At 65.6% G+C, this 18927-nt stretch carries 14 protein-coding genes and 1 pseudogene; 10 read left to right on the top strand and 5 right to left on the bottom strand.

The window, feature by feature from the left end; all coding sequences use genetic code 11:
• Positions 1 to 19: 19 nt before the first annotated feature.
• Both DM995_RS05450 and DM995_RS05445 read left to right on the top strand, forming a co-directional pair.
• Positions 20 to 1216 carry an exo-beta-N-acetylmuramidase NamZ family protein gene (locus tag DM995_RS05450; protein WP_116968749.1) on the top strand — a complete coding sequence of 399 codons (1197 nt, stop codon included), beginning with the start codon at positions 20 to 22 and terminating at the stop codon, positions 1214 to 1216.
• Between the two features lie 65 nt (positions 1217 to 1281).
• Positions 1282 to 1677, top strand: a complete 396-nt coding sequence (locus tag DM995_RS05445; protein WP_116968748.1) for a hypothetical protein — start codon at positions 1282 to 1284, stop codon at positions 1675 to 1677.
• 3 nt (positions 1678 to 1680) lie between these two features.
• Here DM995_RS05445 and DM995_RS22130 read toward each other — a convergent pair whose 3' ends face one another.
• The gene (locus DM995_RS22130) at positions 1681 to 2682 is read right to left on the bottom strand and encodes a hypothetical protein (protein WP_232824084.1); all 1002 of its coding nucleotides are present in this window, start codon (positions 2680 to 2682) and stop codon (positions 1681 to 1683) included.
• A 174-nt stretch (positions 2683 to 2856) separates the two neighbouring features.
• Here DM995_RS22130 and DM995_RS05435 point away from each other — a divergent pair, with 174 nt between their 5' ends.
• From DM995_RS05435 to DM995_RS05410, 6 genes and pseudogenes are all read left to right on the top strand, one after another.
• The gene (locus DM995_RS05435; RefSeq protein WP_198669264.1) at positions 2857 to 3231 is read left to right on the top strand and encodes a hypothetical protein; all 375 of its coding nucleotides are present in this window, start codon (positions 2857 to 2859) and stop codon (positions 3229 to 3231) included.
• Between the two features lie 16 nt (positions 3232 to 3247).
• Positions 3248 to 4186, top strand: a complete 939-nt coding sequence (locus DM995_RS05430) for a sterol desaturase family protein (RefSeq protein WP_116970342.1) — start codon at positions 3248 to 3250, stop codon at positions 4184 to 4186.
• Positions 4187 to 4190: 4 nt separating this feature from the next.
• Positions 4191 to 4667: a GNAT family N-acetyltransferase gene (locus tag DM995_RS05425; protein WP_116968747.1), complete on the top strand. Its 477-nt coding sequence runs from the start codon at positions 4191 to 4193 to the stop codon at positions 4665 to 4667.
• Between the two features lie 30 nt (positions 4668 to 4697).
• On the top strand, positions 4698 to 6320 hold the full coding sequence (locus tag DM995_RS05420) for a GMC family oxidoreductase (RefSeq protein WP_116970341.1): 1623 nt from the start codon (positions 4698 to 4700) through the stop codon (positions 6318 to 6320).
• 224 nt (positions 6321 to 6544) lie between these two features.
• A pseudogene (gene mutS, locus DM995_RS05415) lies at positions 6545 to 8802 on the top strand (DNA mismatch repair protein MutS); the annotation flags it as partial.
• Positions 8803 to 9096: 294 nt separating this feature from the next.
• The gene (locus DM995_RS05410; RefSeq protein ID WP_198669263.1) at positions 9097 to 10797 is read left to right on the top strand and encodes a PAS domain-containing sensor histidine kinase; all 1701 of its coding nucleotides are present in this window, start codon (positions 9097 to 9099) and stop codon (positions 10795 to 10797) included.
• Positions 10798 to 10819: 22 nt separating this feature from the next.
• On the opposite strand, the gene DM995_RS05405 is transcribed toward DM995_RS05410, so the two are convergent.
• Positions 10820 to 13327: a TonB-dependent receptor domain-containing protein gene (locus DM995_RS05405; protein ID WP_116968745.1), complete on the bottom strand. Its 2508-nt coding sequence runs from the start codon at positions 13325 to 13327 to the stop codon at positions 10820 to 10822.
• Between the two features lie 326 nt (positions 13328 to 13653).
• A complete protein-coding gene (locus DM995_RS05400; protein WP_116968744.1) occupies positions 13654 to 14103 on the bottom strand; it encodes a UrcA family protein in 450 nt (149 codons plus the stop codon).
• 62 nt (positions 14104 to 14165) lie between these two features.
• Here DM995_RS05400 and DM995_RS05395 point away from each other — a divergent pair, with 62 nt between their 5' ends.
• Both DM995_RS05395 and DM995_RS05390 read left to right on the top strand, forming a co-directional pair.
• On the top strand, positions 14166 to 15218 hold the full coding sequence (locus DM995_RS05395) for an AraC family transcriptional regulator (protein ID WP_157973084.1): 1053 nt from the start codon (positions 14166 to 14168) through the stop codon (positions 15216 to 15218).
• Positions 15219 to 15308: 90 nt separating this feature from the next.
• Positions 15309 to 16127 carry a sterol desaturase family protein gene (locus tag DM995_RS05390; RefSeq protein ID WP_116968742.1) on the top strand — a complete coding sequence of 273 codons (819 nt, stop codon included), beginning with the start codon at positions 15309 to 15311 and terminating at the stop codon, positions 16125 to 16127.
• Between the two features lie 94 nt (positions 16128 to 16221).
• On the opposite strand, the gene rpoD is transcribed toward DM995_RS05390, so the two are convergent.
• Both rpoD and DM995_RS21690 read right to left on the bottom strand, forming a co-directional pair.
• Positions 16222 to 18231: an RNA polymerase sigma factor RpoD gene (rpoD, locus tag DM995_RS05385; protein WP_023836668.1), complete on the bottom strand. Its 2010-nt coding sequence runs from the start codon at positions 18229 to 18231 to the stop codon at positions 16222 to 16224.
• 164 nt (positions 18232 to 18395) lie between these two features.
• A complete protein-coding gene (locus DM995_RS21690) occupies positions 18396 to 18890 on the bottom strand; it encodes a hypothetical protein (protein WP_116968741.1) in 495 nt (164 codons plus the stop codon).
• Positions 18891 to 18927: the final 37 nt, after the last annotated feature.

The following is an 18927-nucleotide window of genomic DNA, read 5'->3' as shown; positions in this document are numbered from 1 at the left end:
CAAGCTGCGCGAGGCCCCCATGCTCTTCGGTATCGATCGTCTTCTGGCAGAGCCCGAGCTGCGCGCGCCGCTCAAGGGTCGCCGCGCTGCGCTGCTCGCGCATCCCGCCTCGGTGACCGCCGATCTCGTGCATTCGCTCGATGCCCTGGCCGCGCTCGACGATATCCAGCTGACTGCCGCGTTCGGGCCGCAGCACGGGCTGCGCGGCGACAAGCAGGACAATATGGTCGAAAGCCCGGATTTCACCGATCCGGTGCACGGCATTCCCGTGTTCAGCCTCTATGGCGAGGTGCGCCGCCCGACCGGGCAGATGCTGAGCACGTTCGACGTGATCCTGATCGACCTGCAGGATCTGGGCTGCCGTATCTACACCTTCGTCACGACGCTGCTCTACATTCTCGAGGCCGCCGCCGAGCACGGCAAATCGGTCTGGGTGCTCGATCGGCCCAATCCCGCCGGGCGCCCGGTCGAGGGGCTGACGCTGCGCACCGGCTGGGAGAGCTTTGTCGGCGCAGGGCCGATGCCGATGCGCCACGGGCTGACGCTGGGCGAGATGGGGCACTGGTTCATCCGGCATTACGGGCTCGATGTCGACTATCGCGTGGTCGAGATGCGCGGCTGGCAGCCCGAGGCCGCGCCCGGCTTCGGCTGGCCCACCGACCGGCTCTGGGTCAATCCCAGCCCAAATGCGCCGAACGTGAACATGGCGCGCGCCTATGCCGGCACGGTGATGCTGGAGGGCACGACACTGAGCGAGGGCAGGGGGACGACCCGACCGCTCGAGCTGTTCGGCGCGCCCGACATCGATGCGCGTCGCGTCATCGCGAAGATGCGCGAACTCGCGCCCGATTGGCTCACCGGCTGCGCCCTGCGCGAAATCTGGTTCGAGCCGACCTTCCACAAGCATGTCGGCCAGCTCTGCCATGGCGTGCACATCCATGCCGAGGGCAAGTTCTACGACCATCATGCCTTCCGCCCCTGGCGCGTCCAGGCGCTCGGCTTCAAGGCCATCCGCGCGCTCTATCCCGATTACCCGCTCTGGCGCGATTTCCCGTACGAATACGAGCTCGGCAAGCTCGCGATCGACGTGATCAACGGCGGCCCGGCCCTGCGCGAATGGGTCGATGATGCGGCCGCGCAGCCGGTCGATCTCGATGCGCTCACCCGGGTCGACGAGGCCGCCTGGGACGGCGTTCGCGAACTGCACCTGTACTAGCGGGCGTGCCGCGAGAGCGGAGCACCGCTTACCGAATCTTCACGTTCGCCAAATATCCCGCCGATATGGGGGCAGTATTTCGCATCACGGTCGATCCTTCGACCAACATGGTCCGGCAGTATCTCGCCGGTTTTTTCGTGGCCGCCGACGTCCAGCGCTTCGTCGCGGCGCGCAATGCCGCGCATGAGCGGCTGACCTGTGGTCCCAACGAGCATGTGACCCTGGTCGATGTGCGCGACATGAAGATCCAGCCGCAGGACATCGTCCAGGCGTTCGGCGCCGTGCTCTCCGGGCCGCATTATCGCTCGCGCAAGCTTGCCTTCGTGTTCTCGCAGTCGCTGGCGCGGATGCAATTGCTGCGCGCGAGCGAAGGACGGGCCGCGCGCATGTTCACCGATATCGAAGAGGCCGAAGCCTGGCTGCTCGCCGAGGATGATGCCGTCGGCAGCATCGCCGCCTGACGTTCAGTTTCCGGCCAGAAACGCCCGCGCCTCGTTGTGCGCGGTCGGATTGTCCTCGTTCGCCTCGGGCAGTTCGAGCGCACGCTGGTACAGGCGGCGCGCGGCCCCCCGATCGGCGACGGCGCTGGCGGCCAGGGCTTCGGCGCGTTCCAGATGGTTGCTCGCGGCAGACGCGCAGATCTCGGCGCTGGGCCTCGGCAGATGAAGGCAGGCCTGATCGAAGGTCTCCACCAGCTGCCCGAGCTCGTTGGCGTTGAGCCTTGCGGCGGGTTCGTACAGCCACCAGCAATGCTCCTCGGCTTCGGCGAGACAGGCCTTGATATCGGCGAGGAAAAGGAGGCCGCTGTCGACCGAACGGATCGGCGGCGCGGCGCGCATCAGATCGGCCAGATCGCTGCAATAGCCCCATTGCGCGGCGCAGGCGCGATCGAGATAGGCATAGCGCTTGTCCCAGCCTTCGGCGCTGGCGTCGGTGCGGCGGACAAGATCGGCGGCCAGCGCGCAGCCGCGCATGGCCTCGCCGCTGCATGCCTTGTCGGCGAGGGTGGTGATGCGGGCGATATCCTTGGGTCCGAGACGGCCGAGCAGCAAGTCGCCGAGCATCGCACAAGCACCGAGGCGGCCTTCTTCGCAGGCCGCCGCGAGCGTTGGATCGACCGCCGCCTCGAACCGCGCCGCGAGCGCGGGGTCGCGCACCGTCGAGGTCGACAGCCCGGTCAGCGCGCTGCCCTCGATGCAGGACGGACCGTATTCGAGATCGAAACAGGCCCTGGCGAGCAGCGTCTTGCGCGCCGCGATGGCGGCGGTGACAGCTTCGCGCGCGCCGTTGATCCGCGGGCCCTGTTCCTGGCGCTCTTCGGGGCTCATGCCGCCCAGCGTCTTGAGCAGCCCGGTGATCGCGCCCTGCTTGCCCAAAGCTGCGATGCGGATGTCTTCCAGCGCGGCAAGATCGGCATCGGCGATGCGCGCCAGATAATCCTGCTGCAATTGTTCAATGTCGGCCACGGCCCGGTCTTCCACATATGCGAGAAAAATGTCCGCGAGCCGCTGTCATGCCCCGCTGCACAAATCAAGCCCTGCCGCGCTTTCCTGGCCTTTTCATACGCGCGCCTGCGGTGCTATTCTCGGCCTCGGACCGGGCGAAGACCCGGCCGGACATGGGGACGATGGCCGATGAACATGATGCTGCTTTTCGCTTCGCTCGCCGCGATCCTGGCGGTCGCGGGCCTGGTCTGGCTGCTGCAGTTGGGCGAGAACCGGATCGGCGATGCCGCCGATGCTGCGCGAATCGCCGAAGAGCAGATTGCGGGATTCGAATCCGGCCCGGTGCTGATGTCGAACGATGGCGAGGCGGCGCTCGTCGAAGGCACCGATGGCCGCGTCGTCATCCTCAAGCGCCACGGCGCGCATTGCGCCGGACGCGTGCTGCCGAGGCCGCTGCGCGCGCACCGCTGCAGCGAGGGCTGGAAGGTCGAGACCGGCGATCCGCGCTTCGGACATGTTTCACTCGCACTGTCAAAACAGGATGCTGACAGGCTGCTGACAATGATGTAAGCAAGCTTGCATAATGATTCCCGACCTGCCCAACCCGACCGAACTTGCCATCCCGGCCTTCGTGCTGCTGATGCTGGTCGAGATCTGGTGGGTGCGCCGCCGCGACCGCAGGGCCTATGAGCCGCGCGACACGCTGACCTCGCTCGCGCTCGGGCTGGGCAGCACTGTCGCGAGTGCGCTGACCGGGGGGCTGGCGCTTACGCTCGCCTTCTGGGTGTACCAGTATCGCCTGTTCGACATCGGTTTCGTCTGGTGGGCCTGGCCGATCGCGTTCGTGTTCGACGATTTCGCCTATTACTGGCTGCATCGCCTCGGCCACCGCGTCCGCTGGATGTGGGCGGCGCATGTCATCCACCATTCCAGCCAGCATTATAACCTCTCGACCGCGCTGCGGCAGACCTGGACCGGGTTCTTCACGCCGGGGCTGCTGGTCAGCCTGCCGCTGTTCTGGCTGGGCTTCCATCCGCTGATGATCGCCTTTTGCGGCGGCATCAACCTGATCTACCAGTTCTGGATCCACACCGAGGCGGTGAAGCGCATGCCGCGCTGGTTCGAGGCGGTGATGAACACACCGTCGCACCACCGCGTGCACCACGCGATCAACCCGCGCTATCTCGATTCGAACTATGCCGGGGTGTTCATCGTCTGGGACAAGATATTCGGCACCTTCGTGCCCGAGCGCGACGACGAGCCGATCCGCTACGGCATCGTCAAGCAGCTGGGCAGCTTCAACCTCATATGGGCGGCGTTTCACGAATGGGTCGGCATCGCGCGCGACATCTGGTCCGCGCCGGGGTTGGGCAACAAGCTGAACTATCTGCTCCGCCCGCCCGGCTGGAGCCACGACAACAGCCGCGAGACCAGCGACAGCATCAAGGCCGCCTGGGCCGCGCGGCAGGGGGGGCAGGCGCCATCGCGCCTGCCGGGCGATGTCACGCTAGAGCCAGCGGAATAGCCGCATGGCGCGCGGGGCCGGCCAGCCGGAATTCTCCCTTTTCGAAGGGGAGAGCGTCAGAGGCCAGCAGGCCATGCTGGCCGGCTTGTGCACCCGGATATTCGACAGCTTCGATCCCGATTATCTCGCGCGCCGCCTGCCAGGGCTGATCGATCCCGTGCTGCACGTCGCCCACGGTGATGGGGGCGCGGCTCTGGGTTTCAAGATCGGCTATCGGCGCGGGCCCAACCTGCTCTATTCCTGGTTGGGCGGCGTCGTTCCCGAAGCGCGCGGTCAGGGCATCGCCGCGCGGCTGATGCAGGCGCAGCATGATTGGGCGGCGGTGCAGGGCTATCACAATGTCGAGACGCGCACCCGTGCCACCAACAACCGCATGATCATCGTCAACCTGACGGCAGGGTTCCACATTGCCGGGGTCGAGAGCGACGATGCCGGTCATCTGGTGGTCATCCAGCGGAGGCGATTGAATACCCTGCCGTGATCGGCACCAAGAACAAAAATGGGAGAGAGCATGAGCGAATATGACATCATCGTGATCGGCGGCGGGTCCGCAGGCTGTGCGGTCGCCGGGCGACTCAGCGAAGACCCCTCGCTGTCGGTCTGCCTGATCGAGGCGGGCGGCCGCAACAACGGCGTGCGCGTCAAGACGCCGGGTTTCATGCCGTTCCTCCCGAAGAACACCAACTGGCAGTTTGAGACGGTGCCGCAGCCGGGGCTCAATGGCCGCACCGGCTATCAACCGCGTGGGCGTGGGCTGGGCGGCTCTTCGGCGATCAACGCGATGGTCTATATTCGCGGCAACCACTGGGATTACGACAACTGGGAAGCGATGGGCGCGACCGGGTGGAGCCACAAGGACGTGCTGCCCTGGTTCCGTAAGTCCGAAGGCAATGCGCGCTATGGCTCGTCGCACGCATTCGATGCGCACCATGGCGGCGATGGCCCGCTCTCGGTGGTCGACCAGAAATGGGCCAATCCTGGAAGCCATGCCTTTGTCGAGGCCGCGCGGCGGCTGCAATTGCCGCTGAACGACGATTTCAACGGCGCGAAGCAGGAAGGCTTCGGCATCTACCAGACCACGCAGAAGAACGGCGAGCGCTGGAGCGCGGCGCGCGCCTATGTCGAACCGGCGGCGGATCGCGCGAACCTCGACGTGCGCACGCATGCGCTGGTGCGGCGGATCATCGTCGAGAACGGCCGGGCGAAGGGCGTCGAGTTCGAACGCGCTGGCAAGGTGGTGCAGGTCTTCGCCCGCGCCGCGGTGGTGCTGTCTGCAGGCGCGTTCGGATCGCCGCAGATCCTGCAGCTGTCCGGCATCGGCCCGGGCGGCATGCTCAAGGAGCACGGCATTCCGGTGCTGGTCGATCGCGGCGAGGTGGGTGCGAACCTGCAGGACCATATCGACTATGTCTCGGGCTTCGCGACCAAATCGACCGACAGTTTCGGCAGCTCGCTCACCGGCGTCACCCGCATGGCGCGCGCGGTGCTCGAGCATCGCCGCAAGCGCACCGGCATCCTCACCACCTGCTGGGCGGAAGCCGGCGGCTTCTGGAAGATGATGCCCGATGCGCCCGCACCCGATGTGCAGTTCCATTTCGTCCCTGCGGTGCTCGAGGATCATGGCCGCGAGAATGTGAAGGGCCATGGCTTCTCGTGCCATGCCTGCGTGCTGCGCCCCGAAAGCAAGGGCACGGTGACGCTGAACAGCGCCGATCCCGCCGCGCCGCCGCGCATCGACCCCAATTTCCTCGCGGACGATCGCGACATGGCGGTGCTGCGCGCGGGGGTGCGCTTCATGCACCGCATCTTCGAGACGCAGCCGATGTCGGATTACGATCCGGTCGATCGCCATCCGGTCGATCTGTACGACGATGCCGCGCTCGACGAGCTGATCCGCAACCGCGCGGACACGGTCTATCACCCGGTCGGCACCTGCCGCATGGGATCGGACGAGGGCAGCGTGGTCGATCCGCGCCTGCGGCTGCGCGGAGTCGAGGGGCTCTATGTCGCCGATGCCAGCATCATGCCCAAGATCGTCAGCGGCAACACCAACGCGCCCAGCATCATGATCGGCGAACGCTGCGCGGCGTTCGTTGCCGAGGATGTGAAGGCCAAGCTGCGGGTGGCGGCGTAATCTTCCATATCCTCCCCCGCAAGGGGGGGCGCGCGAAGCGGTGAGGGGTGTCCACGTCTGTGCGAGGGTGACACCCCTCCGTCTCGCCTATGGCGATCCACCTCCCCTTGCAGGGGAGGGTTTGGGTTTTGATCCGTTCTGGGGAAAACTCGCGCTTCCGTGGCGCTTCCGGCTCGGGTAACGGAAAGCCGATGAGCGCCCCGTCCGACAACGCCCCCACGCCGATGATGGCGCAATATCACGCGCTCAAGGCAGAGGCGCCCGATTGCCTGCTGTTCTACCGGATGGGCGATTTCTTCGAGCTGTTCTTCGACGATGCCAAGGCCGCGGCTGCGGTGCTCGATATCGCGCTGACTTCGCGCGGGGCGCATGGTGGCGATCCGGTTCCGATGTGCGGTGTGCCGGTGCACAGCGCGGAAGGCTATCTCGCGCGGCTGATCAAGGCGGGGCACCGCGTCGCGATCGCCGAACAGACCGAAACGCCCGCCGAGGCCAAGGCGCGCGCGGGCTCCAAGGCGCTGGTCCAGCGCGCGATCGTCCGTTTCGTCACCGCCGGCACGCTGACCGAAGAGGCGCTGCTCGATTCGCGCTCGGAAAACCGTCTGGTCGCGCTCGCCAGTGCCGAGGGCGGTTTCGGCCTGGCGATGTGCGACATCTCGACCGGGCGGTTCGAGCTGATGCAGGCGAGCGCTGCCGATCTGTCTGCCGAGATCGTGCCGATCCTTTCAGCGAAGGCGCGATCCTGCGCCCCGGCCATGATTTCTCCAGCATCGAGGGCGAGCGGCGGCTGAAGGCGCATTTCGGCGTCGCGACGCTGGACGGCTTCGGCAGTTTCAGCCGCGCCGAACTGGCGGCCGCTGGAGGCTTGCTCGCCTATCTCGAGCATGTCTCGCGCGGGCAAATGCCGTTCCTCGCGCCGCCACGCCGGCACGAGGTCGCGCAGCACATGGCGGTCGATGCGGCGACGCGCGACAGCCTCGAAATCCTCAGTTCGCAGCAGGGCGGGCGGGTCGGATCACTCGTCCATGCGATTGACCGCACGGTGACCGGCGCGGGCGCGCGGCTGCTGGCCAGCGATCTCGGCGCGCCGCTGACCGACCTGTCTGCGATCCGCGACCGGCTGGCGCTGGTGCAATGGTTCCATGCCGATCCGCTGCTGCGCGAGAGCGTGCGCGAGGCGCTCAAGGCGATCCCCGATCTCGCCCGCGCGCTAGGCCGCGTCGTCGCCGGGCGCGGCTCCCCGCGCGATCTCGGCCAGCTGCGCGATGGCCTGAGCGCCGCGCGGACCTTGCGCGAGCGGCTCGGCAAGGCCGCCGACCTGCCCGATCTGATGCAGCGCCTTCTGCCCGACATGCAGGGCCATGGCGCGCTGGTCGAGCATCTCACCCGCGCGCTGGTCGAAAGCCCGCCCACCGAGCGCCAACAGGGCGGCTATATCGCGCGCGGCTACGATGCCGCGCTCGATGCCTTGCGCGACACCTCGGGCAACGCGCGCCGCGCGATTGCCGCGCTCGAGGCCGATTACAAGGCACAGACCGGGGTGCAGGCGCTCAAGATCCGGCACAATGCGGTGCTCGGCTATTTCATCGAGGTGCCCGCCGCGCGCGCCGATGCGCTGATGAAGGCGGATAGCGGCTTTGCCCATCGCCAGACCATGGCGGGGGCGGTGCGCTTCAATTCGCCCGCGCTGCACGAAGAGGCGATGCGCATCGCCCAGGCGGGAACGCACGCCCAGGCGGCGGAAGAGGCCCATTTCGAGGGGCTGTGTGAAGAGGTGATCGCCGCGCGCGACGGCATCGCCCGCACCGCCGCCGCGATTGCGCGGATCGATGTCGCCTGCGGCCATGCCCAGATGGCGGCGGAGGGCGATTATTGCTGCCCCGAACTCACTGAGGCGCCCGAGATCGCGATCGAGGGCGGGCGGCATCCGGTGGTCGAGGCGGCGCTGCGCAAGGCGGGCCAGGCGTTCGTCGCCAACGATGCGAACCTGTCCGAGCGCGACCGGTTGTGGCTGGTCTCCGGCCCGAACATGGGCGGCAAGTCGACCTTCCTGCGCCAGACCGCGCTGATCGTGCTGCTCGCGGATCTGGCGCAATATGCGGTGCACCGCGCGTTTCATGCCGTTCCGTTGCTCTGGCGCTTCCACCGCGTGCACCATTCGGTGGAGCAGATGGACTGGCTCGCCGGATCGCGGCTGCATCTGGTCGATGTCATCGTCACCCGCGGGCTCGTGCTGCTGCCCATCGTGATGCTGGGGTTCGATCCGATCGCGACCTATGCTTATCTCGGCTTCGTATCGCTGCACGCGGTGTTCATCCATGCCAATTTCGCGCCGAAAACCGCCTGGCTGGAACGCTGGATCGCCATGCCGCGCTACCATCACTGGCATCATGCGATCGAGCCCGAGGCGACGGACAAGAATTTCGCCGTCCATCTGCCGATGATCGATCGCTGGTTCGGCACGTATTACATGCCGCATCAGCAATGGCCCAGCGGCTATGGTGTTTCTGGTCTTCATCTGCCGGACGGCTATGTTCGCCAGTTCGTATCGGCGTTCGTTCCGACGAAACGCCATCGATCGGGGTAATTAACATATATCAATAATAGCAATAGCGTGGTCTGGAGAGCCGGCGTTTGTCGGTGCGGCTTTGCTGTTGTCTGTGCACATTTCATTGGACGTCATGCGGTTTGGACGCATAGACCAGGATCGGAGCGGAAGGCGCTGCCGTTGCCGGACCCTTGTCCGGCGAGCGATTCGATGAAGCGGGAGCATCTGGTGGATGAATTTCGGGCTTCACGCGTGCAGGACGCGACCAGCGTTGCCGAACTCGATGCGCTCTATGCGCGCGCCCCGCTGGGGCTGGGGCTGGTAGATCGCGATCTGCGCTTCGTCCGGGTCAACCCCGCGCTGGCCGACATGAACGGTTTCTCGCCCGAGGAGCATGTCGGCAAGAAGGTCTGGGATCTGGTGCCCGATCTGCGCGAGACCGCAGAGCCGATGCTGCTCCAGGTGATCGAGACCGGCGAGCCGCTGCGCGATGTCGCCATCATCGGCACCACGCTCGCCTATCCCGGGCAGATCCGCGAATGGCGCGAACAGTTCTACCCGATCTTCGTCGGCGAGGGCGAGGTCAGCGGCATCGGCATCATCTGCGAGGACGTGACCGAGCGCCGTATCCAGGAGCGCGAGATCCGCGAGCGCGAGGACCGGCTGCGCCGCGTGCTCGATCAGCTCTTCGCCTTTGTCGGGGTGCTGACGCTCGACGGCGACATCGACTATGCCAATCGCGCCCCGCTCGATGCCGCCGGGCTGCACCTCTCCGAGGTCGCGGGCAGGCCGTTCTGGGAAGCCCCGTGGTGGTCTTATGACCCGGAGTTGCAGGAACAGCTGAAACGGGCGATCGCCGCTGCCCGCGGCGGCGCGGTGGTGCGCTATGACGTGCCGGTCAGGCTGGGCGATGCGCTGGTGACGATCGATTTCCAGCTCGCGCCGCTGCGCGACAGCGCTGGCGAGATCACCGGGCTGATCCCCTCGGGAACGGTGATCGAGGAACGCGTGCAGGCGCAACGCGCGCTGCAATCGCTGGCCGACGACCTGGAAATCACCGTCGCGCGGCGCACCGCGGCGCTGCACCAGGCCAATGCCCAGCTGACCGAGGAGATCGCGCGGCGCGAGGCGGCGCAGGATGCGCTGATCCGCAGCCAGAAGATGGAGGCGATGGGGCGGCTGGTCGCGGGCGTCGCGCACGATTTCAACAACATCCTGGCGGCGGTGCTGAGCGGGCTTTCGCTGATCGGACGGCGGCTCGACGATCCCGAGACGCTCAAGCTGATCGACATGAGCACCAACGCGGCAATGCGCGGCACCGGGCTGGTCAAGCAGCTGCTGGCCTTCGCGCGCCAGCAGCGGCTCGAGCCCGAGCGGATCGACGTCGCCGCGTTCCTTGCCGAGCTCGAGCCGCTGCTGCGCGTCTCGGCGGGTTCGGGCGTGTCGCTCGAGGTCAGCGAGGACGGCGGCACCGGGGCGATCCTGGCCGATCCCGCGCAGCTTCAGTCCGCCCTGCTCAACCTGGTGATCAACGCGCGCGATGCGATGCCCGATGGCGGTGCGATCCGCATACTCGCGCGGGCGGTGCGCGCGCCTGGAAGCGATTGCCCCCGCGACCTGGCCGATGGCGATTATGCCGCGATCAGCGTGATCGATAGCGGCACCGGCATGCCGCCCGATGTGCTGGCGCGTGTCGCCGAGCCGTTCTTCACCACCAAGCAAGTCGGCAAGGGCACGGGGCTGGGCGTGTCGATGGTGCACGGCTTCACGCATCAATCGGGCGGCGGGCTCGGGATCGAGAGCGAGCTCGGCAAGGGCACCACGATGACCCTTTTCCTGCCTTGCGCGACCCAGACCAGCACCGGCGCCAAGATGGCGGCGCTTGCCAGAACGCAGTCAGGCGCTGCCGGACCCCCCGACAGCGCCTGACCGCTTCCGCCCTTGAGCCAAATCAGAAATCGAAGCGTAACGAGGCGGAGATCGTGCGTCCGTTGATGGCGCGGGCAAAGCCGATGCCGTTGGCGGGCACGCTGGCCTGGTTCACCTCGAAAATGCCCAGGGTATTGAACACGTTGTTGGCGTTGATCTGGAGAGTACCGCCGTTGAACAGCCTGGCCTGGGCGAACAGGTCGACCGTGGTGAAGCCGGGCATCACCAGCAGGTTCGAATCCTGCGCGAAGCTCTTGGTCACACCGGCAATGCTGGCGCCGATCACCGCCCGGCCCAGATCGACCGAAGGCGTCGCGAAGAACGTCCAGTCGGGCTGATGGCGTGGCTCCTTGCCGGTCAGCGTCGGGTCGAGCAGGTCGCGGGTGATCTTCGCCTTGGTATAGGTCGCGCCGATCAATAGGCTGAACGGTCCCTTCTGGATACCACCTTCCATCTCGACGCCGGTGGCGCGATAGCGCCGGTCGGTCCGGTTCGCCGCGCCGTTGAGCACATTATGGTCGGCAGCTGTCACGCGGAACGCCGTAGCGTTGAAGGTGAAGCCATGCTTGCGGAACTTGAAGCCGCCCTCGAACTGCTTCACATCGTCCTGCTTGTCGGTGTTGCTGCGGATGTCGCCGGTGGCATTGTTGATCAGCGGGGTGAACAGCACCTTGTCGGCATTGGCACGCGCGCCCTTGCTGTAGCGCGCGAACAGCGAGAAGGGCTCGGCCGCGCGATAGTTGATCCCCGCCGAATAGCTGAGATAGCCGTAGTTATAGTTGACCGGCGCGGGCTGGGTGAAGGGCAGGAAGGCGACGCGCCGCTCGGCCGGGTTGATCACGCCGTCGCGGTTGATGTCCTGCGTGATCAGGCCGACGCTGCCGTTGTTGAGGTCCGCGCCGACCAGCGTGCCGCGCACCCGCCCGATGTCGTAGCGCAGGCTGCCGCCGATCGCGATCTTGCCGAAATGGTAGTTTACCGACCCATAGGGCGCGAACACCTTGTAGTTCACGTCGAACGCGCGGCGGAACAGGCTGGAGGCGCGGGCAAAGGCGAAATAGCCGTTGAGCGTCTGCGGCTGGCCGGCGGCGTTGAAGATGTCGACCTGCGCGGTGCCGTTGTCGCCATTGGCGTCGATGTTCATCGCGGTGTGCAGCCAGGTGGTGTTGAGGTCCTGCGTCGCCAGATAGCCGCCGACCGTGGTGGTCAGCTTGCCGCCGGGCAGGTCCCATACCTTGCTGGCACGGACATCGTTGGTGAAATTGTCGAGCGAGCGCGCCCGCACGAACGAGAAGAAATAGAGCGACAGCAGTCCGTTGCCGTTGATCAGGCCATTGGGGTCGATCAGCTGCCCGGCGAGAGGCCCGCTCGCATAGCGCGCGGTCGCGCCGAGGCCGCCCTGGCCTGCGGCAAAGGCCGACACCGTATTGGCGGTGTTGGGAAAGCCGCGGCTGAAATCGCCGCCATTGGCCGCGTAGCGCATGCGCTCGGTGATTGTCCAGCCGGCGACATCGAACTGGCCCTCGAGCCCGATCGACTTCGATTCCGCGCTCTGTCCGGTCGCGACCGGGAAGGCGGCGGGGTTGTTGTTCTGGTCGAGCGTGATGATCGGACCCAGGAACGAGGACAGGATGGTGTCGTCACGCAGGTCGAAGCCCGGGAAGCTGCGGATGCGCGGATTGGCGTTGGTGCCGGTGATGTTGGCGAAATAGGGCGCGAAGGTGGGTGAGCGGTCGTCGAGATATTTCAGATACAGCCTGACATAGCCGTTCTCGAACTCGCGGGTGATGTTGAACTTGACCTGGCCGCCCTTCCAGCCGTCAAAGCCGTTGTTGCGCGGGCCTTCGCCCTGGCGGTAGAAGCCGCCGATATGGAAGCGGGTGTTCTCGCCCAGCTTGCCGCCATAGGTGAAATCGACGCGCTTGGTATCGAAATCGAGCCCGGTGGTGAGCTGGACCGACCCGCCCTCGACATCGCCCGTGCGCGAGAGGATGTTGATCAGCCCGCCGGGCGAGTTGGAGGCGAAGGTCGAGGCGGAGCCGCCGCGGATCGTCTCGATCGCGTTCACGGTCAGGTCGTTGCGCAGATAGACGTCCGCGCCGACGTTGAACAGATCGGCGAATTCGAGCAGCGGCAGGCCATCTTCCTGAATCTGCATGTATTTCGATCCACCGGCGGCGAGCGGCAGGCCGCGCACGGTGTAGTTGTTGTTGCCTTCGCCGATGCTGGTCGCGACGCGCAGACCCGCCATCGTGCGCAGCACCTCGCCGATCGGGCGCGGCCCCAGGATCGTGATGTCGTCGCGGCGCAGCGCGCTGGTCGAGGTTGCGCTGTCGAGCCGGTCGCGGCCCTTGGCGACGCCGGTGGAGAAAAGCTCCTGCGCGGGCTTGGCGGGCGCTTCGGCGGAATTCTGCTGCGTGGCATCGGCTTCGGACGACGCACTCTCGGACTCGGTGGTCGCCGTCGCCGCCCATGCGGGTGCGGCCAGCGCGCAATAGGATGTAACCAGCAACAAGGCTGTCTTGGACATGAAATTTTCCCCTACTCAAACCGACGCCCTCACGCCGGCAACCTCAAGTCGGGGTCGCTCCCATCGCCCCGATGCCTCAACGGCTAGGCGGGCGTGGTAAATTTTGCGTTTACTTCAAATGTGAGAGGATTGCGTCTATGTCATTGATATAAATGAATAGATTTGTGGGAAAAAATGTCATGCGGTCGCGTTTCGCGGGTCGGCCGACCAGCTGAGCCTCGTTTGCAGTGATCGGGCCGGCGCCACCGATTGGAATGCGAATCGAGTCGCAAAGGGGATTGCGACCCTGGTCAGCCGGGCGCGCGGGCAAGGGTGCTGCCAGCACGTCACCTGGCCGAAGCAGCCGCCAGCGCGCTGGCGGACTGGGCGGCGGTCAGTTTCCGAGCCGCGACCAGAGCGTCAGCCTGTGTCTTGCTGATGCACCTGCGCTCGGATCGCAGCCGGGCGGGCAGGCCGCGCGGCACCCCCACCGCGCAGACCGCCCGGGCGGCGCGGTGGATGCGCAGCGCGAGCCGGGCCTGGCCCTTGTCCGACGCGAGGTCGAGGTCGCCGGTTCTGACCGGAACCGCTTCGGTACCATATGCAGCGGCGTGGGGCAGGGTAAGCACGGCCAGCCCGAGCGCAGCGATAGAAGCTTTCATGTCGAGTCTCCTGATTGCGGCCGTCCCGGTGCTGGGCGGCGCAGGGGGCAGGTGGCCGCAAGCCGCGCAGCGATGCCTGCCGGTTTTGAAATCCGGCTGGCCGATTCCGGATCGGGCGAGGCCGATCGATTCCATGCCCGCTGGTCGATTTCGGAATCGGCTTGCTGCGGCGGCCGCGCTTTGGCAGCCAGGATGCGATGACGGCTTTCGAACATATCGATCAGATGACCCGGGGCGGATCGATTGCGCTGCTGGTTCTGTGGAGCTGGATCCTGATCCGCGACCATTGGCAGGATGTGCCCGCGCGTCTCGCCGTGGCGATGAACGCGGCGATCTGCAGCTATCTGCTGGTGACCTCCAGCCTTGCTGACCAGCGCAGTATCGTCAATCTCCTGTTCGCGCTGGGCGCCGGCGCCACGCCGGGCCTGTTCTGGCTGTTCGCCAAGGCGTGGTTCAACGACGAGAGGCGGGTGACGGCCGTCAGCGCGATGCTGGTCGGTCTGTCCGTGGTCAATACGCTGGTTGTCCAGCTGAGCCATGCTGGCGGGGGGATCATCAACCTTGTTTCGGGGGTGCTGTTTCGCGTGTTCATGCTCGCCTTTGCCGCCGCCGCGCTGTGGGAAGTCTGGCGGAGCCGGGAAGGCGATCTGGTCGAGCGGCGGCGGCGCATCCGGCCGCTGCTGGTCGGTGTCGTGGCCGTGCACGTCATCCTCATCGCTGTCCTCGAGGTCGCCGAGCCAGCAATCTTTCCGGGCGGATCGCTCGAGCCGAAGCGCGTCATCGCGAGCGGGGCGTTGCTGGCGGTGTTCGGCTTTTGCGCAGCGATGCTGCGGATGCGCCAGGCCGATCTTTTCGGCGCTGCTCCTCCGCCGGTGACTCTGGTCAAGCCCGCGGCGGAACCGATGGCGGACCCCCTGTCCGAAAGGCTGCTGCGCCACATGGCAACCCACATGCCGCACCGCGACGAGACGCTGTCGATCGCCAAGCTCGCCGCGGAGCTGGGCGAACAGGAATACAGGCTGCGCCGCACGATCAACGGCCAGCTTGGCCACCGCAACTTCACCGCCTTCCTCAACGGCTATCGCCTGGCGGAGGTGAAGGCGGCCCTGGCCGATGCAGCGCAGAAGGACGTTCCGATCATCACGATCGCACTCGATGCAGGCTTCGGTTCGCTAGGGCCCTTCAACCGCGCCTTTCGCGAGGCCGAAGGGATGACGCCAAGCGAATATCGCGCGCGGATGACTGGCTGATTTCGAAATCGGCTAGCCGGTTTTCGCGAAAGCCATGCATAGACTGACGGCTGATACGATGCTGATCGTCATCCGCGAAAGGGCCCGACCATGCACACCGGCTTTCCACCCCTCGATATCCTGCTGACGAGGGGCCATCAGATATTTACCTTCGACTTCGGCCGCTATTTCATCGCCGCGTCGGTGACCTTCGCGATCGTGTGGCTGCTGCGGCGTACGGCGGTGAAGGCGCGCAAAATCCAGGCGCGCGAGGCGACCACCGCCGACATGCGCCGCGAATTCCTGCAATCGCTGCAATCGGTGTTCGTCTATGTGATCGGCGCGTGCTTCCTGATCTGGGGGCGCGAGGTCGGGCTGCTGTACAGCGTGTTCGGCGAGGGCTTCGGCCTGGGGATCGATCTCATGATCCTTGCAGGGATCATCATCGCGCACGATGCCTATTTCTACTGGGCACACCGCTTCATGCACCATCCCAGGCTGTTTCGGTATTTCCACCGTGCGCACCATCGCTCGATCACGCCGACGCCCTGGGCCGCATACAGTTTTGCGATGCCCGAGGCGGCGGTGATGTTCCTGTTCGTGCCGATCTGGCAGTTCTTCGTGCCGACGCCGGGCTGGGTGATGTTCACCTGGCTCAACTTCCAGATCATCCGCAATGCCATGGGCCATGCGGGCTTCGAATTCTTCCCGCGCTGGTGGCTGTCCTCGCCGCTGACCCGCTGGATCAACACCACGGTCCATCACGACCTCCACCACAATGGCGGCTTCAACACCAATTACGGGCTGTATTTCACGTGGTGGGACAAGTGGATGGGCACCGAGCACCCGAAATACCATGCCAGGTTCGCCGAGGTGACCGGGCGCAGCGTGGAAGCCAAGCCGCAGCGCTCAGGCGAACTGCCGGCCTGAACATGCCCCTCGGGGCATCGGCTTCGATGATGTCAAAGCTCTGCCGCGAGGAAGACCGCGGGGCCTTCCTGGCGGCAGCATGGCCACTGGCCGGTTACTGATCGAGGAACGAGCGCATCTTGCGCGAGCGGCTCGGGTGCTTGAGCTTGCGCAGCGCCTTGGCCTCGATCTGGCGGATGCGTTCGCGGGTGACCGAGAACTGCTGGCCAACCTCTTCCAGCGTGTGATCGGTGTTCATGCCGATGCCGAAGCGCATGCGCAGCACGCGTTCCTCGCGCGGGGTCAGCGAAGCGAGCACGCGGGTGACCGTCTCCTTGAGGTTCGCCTGGATTGCGGCGTCCACCGGGATGATCGCGTTCTTGTCCTCGATGAAATCGCCGAGGTGCGAATCCTCCTCGTCGCCGATCGGCGTTTCGAGGCTGATCGGCTCCTTGGCGATCTTCATCACCTTGCGGACCTTTTCGAGCGGCATCGAGAGGCGCTCGGCCATCTCTTCCGGCGTCGGTTCGCGGCCCTGCTCGTGCAGGAACTGGCGGCTGGTGCGCACCAGCTTGTTGATCGTCTCGATCATGTGCACCGGAATGCGGATGGTGCGCGCCTGATCGGCGATCGAACGCGTGATGGCCTGACGAATCCACCAGGTCGCATAGGTCGAGAACTTGTAGCCGCGGCGATACTCGAACTTGTCGACCGCCTTCATCAGGCCGATATTGCCTTCCTGGATCAGGTCGAGGAACTGCAGCCCGCGATTGGTATATTTCTTGGCGATCGAGATGACGAGGCGCAGGTTCGCCTCGACCATTTCCTTCTTGGCAATCCGCGCCTCGCGCTCGCCCTTCTGCACCATGTTGACGATGCGGCGGAATTCGCCGAGCGACATGCCAGTGGCGGCCGCGATGTCCGAAATCTCGGCACGGATGCGATCGACCGCGCTCGCCTCGTTGGCGACGAAATTGGCCCATTTCTTGTCGATGCCCGCCATGGATTCGAGCCAGGCCTCGTCCATCTCGTGTCCGACATAGCGGTCGAGGAAATCCTTGCGCGGCACCTTGTGACGCTCGGCCAAGCGCAGCATCTGCCCGCCCAGCGCGGTCAGGCGGCGGTTGAACGAATAGAGCTGGTCGACCAGATATTCGATCTTGTTCGCGTGGAACTGCACCGATTCCACCTCGGCGGTCAGGTCCTCGCGCAGCTTCTGATACTGCTTTTCCTTCGCCGCCGGGAAATCGTCGCCGATGCTGAGCGCGTTGAGCCGCTCGCCCTGGATCTTCTCGAACTTGCGGAAGAGCGCGGTGATCTGCGCGAACTTCTCGAGCGCCGCCGGTTTCAGCTGCGCTTCCATCTGGGCAAGGCTCAGCGTGTTGTCTTCCTCGTCATCCTCTTCGGGACGACGCGTGCGACGCTCGGTCAGCTCGTCCTCGTCGTCTTCCGAATCGGTGACTTCCTCGACCTCGTCCTCGTCCTTGAAGCTGGGACCGGCGGTCTTCTCGCTGATCTCGCCATCGTCCTCGCCGTCCTCGGACAGGCTTTCGGGCGCGGGCTCCTTGGAAAGCATCGCGTCGAGATCGAGAATCTCGCGCAGCTGCATCTCGCCGTCGTTGAGCGCGGTCGACCATTCGATGATCGCGTGGAAGGTGATCGGGCTTTCGCACAGGCCCAGGATCATCGTGTCACGACCGGCCTCGATGCGCTTGGCGATCGCGATCTCACCCTCGCGGCTGAGCAGCTCCACCGCGCCCATCTCGCGCAGGTACATGCGCACCGGGTCATCGGTGCGATCCATCGTCTCCTTCTTCTTTTCGGGAGCGATGTTGAGCGAATCCGCACCGTCATCGGCGGCGTCGATATCGTCGGCGGGCTGTTCCTCGGCGCCTTCCTCGTCGTTCTCGACGATGTTGACGCCCATTTCGGAGATCGCGGACATCACGTCCTCGATCTGCTCGGACGACATCTGGTCCTGCGGCAGCGCCTCGTTCAGCTCGTCATAGGTGATGTAACCGCGCTTCTTGGCGCGCGCGAGCAGCTTCTTGACCGAGGCTTCGTTGAGGTCGATCAGCGGGGCATCGGTGCCGTCGGTCTTGGGGTCTTTCGGTTCCTTGGCCAATTTGCGTACTTCCTGTCACCTGTGCCGCCGCGGCCTGCGTCCAAGGCTGCGGAGAATTTGCTCTGCTATCAGACCGCTGGGGTCCGTTTCAAATATTTCGCGTCAACTGGCCGATCGTTCCGAGCGGGATGTGACGGCGGTGCGGGCATCGCTGCCTGTCCGTCTCAGCCTCGTTCCGTCAATTCGATCAGGCGCTGGTCAAACGCTACCTTTCTTGCCCTTAGCTGTTGCTGCTCCAAAAACAAACCGTCTTGCATGTCATTTTCGAATCGGCGCGTCACATCCTGCAACGCCGCCTCCAGCCTGGGGCGGGTGATCATCACTTCGATCGCCTCGGCAAAGTCTTCCGCAATCCGGGCCTCGCGCAACTGATCGGCTGGCTCGCCCACCGGGACGCAGAAGGAAAAGGGCGGCTTTCCGCCCGATTTCAGCCTGTCCACCGCGTCTGCCAGCCCCTTGGACTGCAATATGGTCATCAGTATGGGCGGATCAAGACCGTCCGCGCCGGACCGATGCGCGGCATCGAGCAATGCGTCGAGCAGCGCCGCCCAGCGGTCGGCGAGGGTGACGAATTCGCTGAGCGCCTCGCTGTGGCGGTGGATCAGCCGCGGGCGCTGGATGAGGCCGGTGAGCACCCCGCGCACGATCAGGTCGCTCATCGGCTGGCGGCTGAACGCGCGCAATTCCTCGCTCGGT

Origin of the sequence: Blastomonas sp. UPD001 (genome assembly GCF_003426715.1) — a bacterium.
In the GTDB taxonomy this organism is placed as follows: domain Bacteria; phylum Pseudomonadota; class Alphaproteobacteria; order Sphingomonadales; family Sphingomonadaceae; genus Blastomonas.
This window is presented reverse-complemented; position numbering and strand designations above follow the sequence as displayed.